3 protein-coding genes are annotated in these 3975 nt (G+C 72.8%); 1 reads left to right on the top strand and 2 read right to left on the bottom strand.

Annotated elements, in window-relative coordinates; translation table 11 throughout:
* On the bottom strand, positions 1-957 hold a 957-nt coding region (gene steA / locus AB0B48_RS32185), incomplete at its 3' end, for a putative cytokinetic ring protein SteA (protein WP_357208208.1).
* Between the two features lie 119 nt (positions 958-1076).
* Positions 1077-2834 (bottom strand): DNA repair protein RecN, encoded by a 1758-nt coding sequence (recN, locus tag AB0B48_RS32180; protein WP_357208211.1) that lies wholly within the window; start codon positions 2832-2834, stop codon positions 1077-1079.
* Between the two features lie 89 nt (positions 2835-2923).
* Here recN and AB0B48_RS32175 point away from each other — a divergent pair, with 89 nt between their 5' ends.
* Positions 2924-3943 carry a helix-turn-helix domain-containing protein gene (locus AB0B48_RS32175; RefSeq protein WP_357208205.1) on the top strand — a complete coding sequence of 340 codons (1020 nt, stop codon included), beginning with the start codon at positions 2924-2926 and terminating at the stop codon, positions 3941-3943.
* Positions 3944-3975: the final 32 nt, after the last annotated feature.

Genomic DNA, 3975 nt, shown 5'->3' with positions numbered 1-3975 from the left:
CGTCGAGGCCATCCCGCCGCGACCCTTGTCGAGGAACTCGACGAGGGTCGCGTGGGTGCCGACCGCCACCAACAGCGAGGCGCCCTTCTCGTCGGCCAGCAGCATGGCCAGGTCCTCGCTGGTCGCCGCGGCCGGGAACGTGATGGCCGGCACACCGAGGCCGTTGACCCGGGGCAGGCCCGGCGCGCGCCCGTCCGGGTACGCGTGCACGATCACCTCGGCGCCGCAGCGCAGCACGTCGTCGGTGACCGAATCCATGTCCCCGATGATCATGTCGGGGGTGTAGCCGGCCTCGACCAGCGCGTCCGCGCCGCCGTCGACGCCGATGAGCACCGGCTTGAACTCCCGGATGTACGGGCGAAGCACGTCCAGGTCGGCCTTGTAGTCGTAGCCGCGCACCACGATCAGGCAGTGCCGACCCTGCATCTGGGTCTCGATGTCCGGCACACCGACACCGTCGAGCAGCAGGTCGCGTTCCTGACGCAGGTAGTCCATCGTGTTGGCGGCGAACGCCTCCAACTGCACCGACAGACCCTCCCGGGCGTCCGCCATCGCCTTGCCGACCGACTCGGCGTCCTGAAGGCTGCCGTGGGCCACCGGCTCGTCACCGGCGAAGACCGTGTTGCCCTCGATACGCACCTGGTCGCCCTCGCGGATGCGCTCGAAGACGCCCTCCCCCAGGTCGTCGAGGAGCGGAATGCCGGCGGCGATCAGCACCTCCGGGCCCAGGTTCGGGTAACGGCCGGAGACCGAGGGCTTGGCGTTGAGCACCGCCGCGACCCCGACGGCGACGAGCGAGTCGGCCGCCACCCGATCCAGGTCGACGTGGTCGATGACCGCGATGTCACCGGGGCGCAGCCGACCGACCAGGCGTTTCGTCCGGCGATCAAGGCGCGCGGTGCCGAGGACTCTGCCCGGTTCGGCGTTCCGGTTCCGGCGCAACGTGGGTAGACGCATCGTGACCATCCTGGCATGTGAGGCAGGCTTTTCTGTCGCGACATGCCTGAGCAGGGCCGCCTACCCAGGGAAGCACACACCGGCACAAGCCGGTGTGCTTGCGCTCACAATACGCGGCGTCACAACCGCCTTTCCTTGGCGGCCACTGCCAGAAGCTCCTCGGCATGGGCGATACCCAGATCCGAATCGGGCAAACCCGCCAGCATGCGCGCCAACTCCCGCGCCCGCTCGGTGTCCTCCACCACGCGCACCCCGCTGGTCGTCACCGCGCCGCCGGTGTCCTTCGCCACCACCAGGTGCCGGTCGGCGAACGCGGCCACCTGCGGCAGGTGCGTGACCACCAGCACCTGGTGGCTGCGGGCCAACCGCGCCAACCGACGGCCGATCTCCACCGCCGCCTGCCCGCCGACCCCCGCGTCGACCTCGTCGAAGACCAACGTGGGCGGGCCACCGGAGCCGGCGAACACGACCTCGATGGCGAGCATCACCCGGGACAACTCACCGCCGGAGGCCCCGCGCTGCAACGGCAACGACGGCGCCCCAGGGTGGGCCAGCAACCGCAGCTCCACCTCGTCACCGCCGTCCGGCGTGACACCCACCTCGACGCCGTTGACCGCAAGCGTCGGCTCGGCACGCCCGGCCGGACGCGGCAGCACCGCCACCTCGATCCGCGCGTGCGGCATGGCCAGCCCGGCCAGCTCGACGGTGACCTGGTCGGCGAAGCGGACCGCCGCCTCCTGCCGGGAGGTCGACACCCGCCCGGCCAGATCGGCCACCTCCACGGCGAGCCGCTGGCCCTCCCGCTCCAACTCGTCGAGCACGTCGTCGGACATGTCCAGATCGGACAGTCGGGTGCGCGCCCGATCGGCCCAGGCGATCACCCCGTCGACGTCGTCGGCGTACTTGCGGGTCAACGCGCGCAGCGCCGCCCGCCGCTCATAGACGTGCTGCAACCGGGCCGGGTCCGCGTCGAGCGTCGCCAGGTACGCCGACAGCTCCGCGGACACGTCGGTGACCAGGGTGGCCGCCTCCTCCAGGCGGGCCGCCAGCTCACCGAGCGCCGGATCGGTGCCGGACTGCGCCTCCAGGGTCCGCCGGGCGGTGCCGAGCAACGCCGTCGCGTCCGGGGTCTCCTCGGCCGCCTCCGCGCCACCGGCCACACACTGCTGGGCGATCTGCGCGGCCGTCCGCAGACCCTCGGCGTGCTCCAGCCGCTGCGCCTCGGTCTTCAGCTCGTCGTCCTCACCGGGCTGCGGATCGACCCGGGTGATCTCGTCGAGGCCCAACCGCAGCAGGTCGGCCTCCTGGTTGCGCTCGCGGGCGTTGCGCCGACGGTCGGCCAGGTCGTCGACGACCCGACGCCACCCCGTGTACGCCTCGCGCAGCGCGTCGAGCAGCTTCTCGTGCGCCGGGCCGGCGAACCGGTCCAGTGCGGCCCGCTGCTCGGCCGGGCGCAGCAACCGCAACTGGTCGGACTGGCCGTGCACGGCCACCGCCTGCTCGCCGACCTCACCGAGCATCGACACCGGCATGCTCCGGCCACCGACGTGGGCGCGCGAGCGCCCCTCCACCGTCACCGTGCGGCTCAGCAGCACCGAGCCGTCCTCGTCCGGGTCGCCGCCGGCCTCGACGATCCGCGCGTGCACGGCGTCGGCGACCCGCCCGTGCAGCCGCAGCCGCCCCTCCACCACCGCACGACCGGGTTGGGCGCGGACCCGCCCGGCGTCGGCCCGGCCGCCGAAGAGCAGGCCGAGGCCGGTGACCACCATCGTCTTACCCGCACCGGTCTCGCCGGTGATGACGTTCATGCCGCCGGTCAACGGCAGCGTGGTGTCCTCGATGACGCCCAGTCCGGTGATGCGCAGCTCTTCCAGCACAGCCACCGACAGTAGACGCGAGGCCCGACACTTGACCAGCCGACGGGCCCGGGTCAGGCCCGTACCCGGCCGACGTACAGTTCTGCCCCGTGTTGGATGTGATCGGCCTGACCTCGGCTGAGGAGGAGCTCTACCGCTGCCTGCTCCAGCTCACCACGGCCCGCATCGACGAGTTGGCCCGTCGCCTGCACCGACCCCGGGAGCAGGTCGCCGCCCAGGTCGAGGCACTGCGCGGCAAGGGCCTCGTGCAGCGCAGCGACACCGACCCGGACGCCCCGCTGCGCCCGACCGCCCCGGACGTCGCCCTCGGCGCGACGCTGCTGCGGCGTCAGGAGGACCTGGAGTCGGCCCGCCGACTCGTCACCCAACTGGCCGAGGAGTACCGCTCCGGGCTACGCCGACACCACGTCGACCATCTGGTCGAGGTGATCACCGGCGCCCGGGTTCTCCGGGACCGTCTGCGCGACCTGCAGAACTCCGCGCGTACCGAGGTGCTCTGGTTCTGCCGGGCCAACCCCCTCGCCATGGCCGGCCCGGAGAACGTCGAGGAGTTCGACGCGCTGGCCCGTGGGGTGAGCTACCGGGCCATCTACGAGCGTGACCTGCTGCTGGAACCGGGCGCGTTGGCCGACCTGGCCAAGGGGGTCGCCGCCGGGGAGCAAGCCCGCGTCCTGGACCGGCTGCCGGTCCGACTGGCCATCGTGGACGCCCGCACCGCCATCTGCCCGTTGGTGCCCGACCGCGACGGCGGCGAACCGAGCGCCGCCGTGATCGGCCGCAGTCAACTGCTCGACGCGCTGCTCGCCCTCTTCGAGAGCCACTGGCGGGTCGCCACCCGGCTGCGCCTCGACGACCCCCTCGCCGTCGCGGCCCCCGAGCCTCGACGGCCGGAGCCCGCGGACCAGCCGAGCGACGGTTACCAACCCGACGCCGACGAGGCCCGGCTGCTGTCGCTGTTCGTGGCGGGCGTACCGGACAAGTCCATCGCCTCCCAGCTCGGGGTGAGCCGGCGGACAGTGCAACGGCGCATCGCCGACCTGATGGCCGCCGCCGGTGTGGACACCCGGCCCGGGTTGGCGTTCCAGGTGGCCCGACGCGGCTGGCTCTGACGCGAAGAGGGTCCGCCGTCGACCGACGGCGG

The organism is Micromonospora sp. NPDC049089 (assembly GCF_040648775.1).
Taxonomy (GTDB): domain Bacteria; phylum Actinomycetota; class Actinomycetes; order Mycobacteriales; family Micromonosporaceae; genus Micromonospora.
This window is presented reverse-complemented; position numbering and strand designations above follow the sequence as displayed.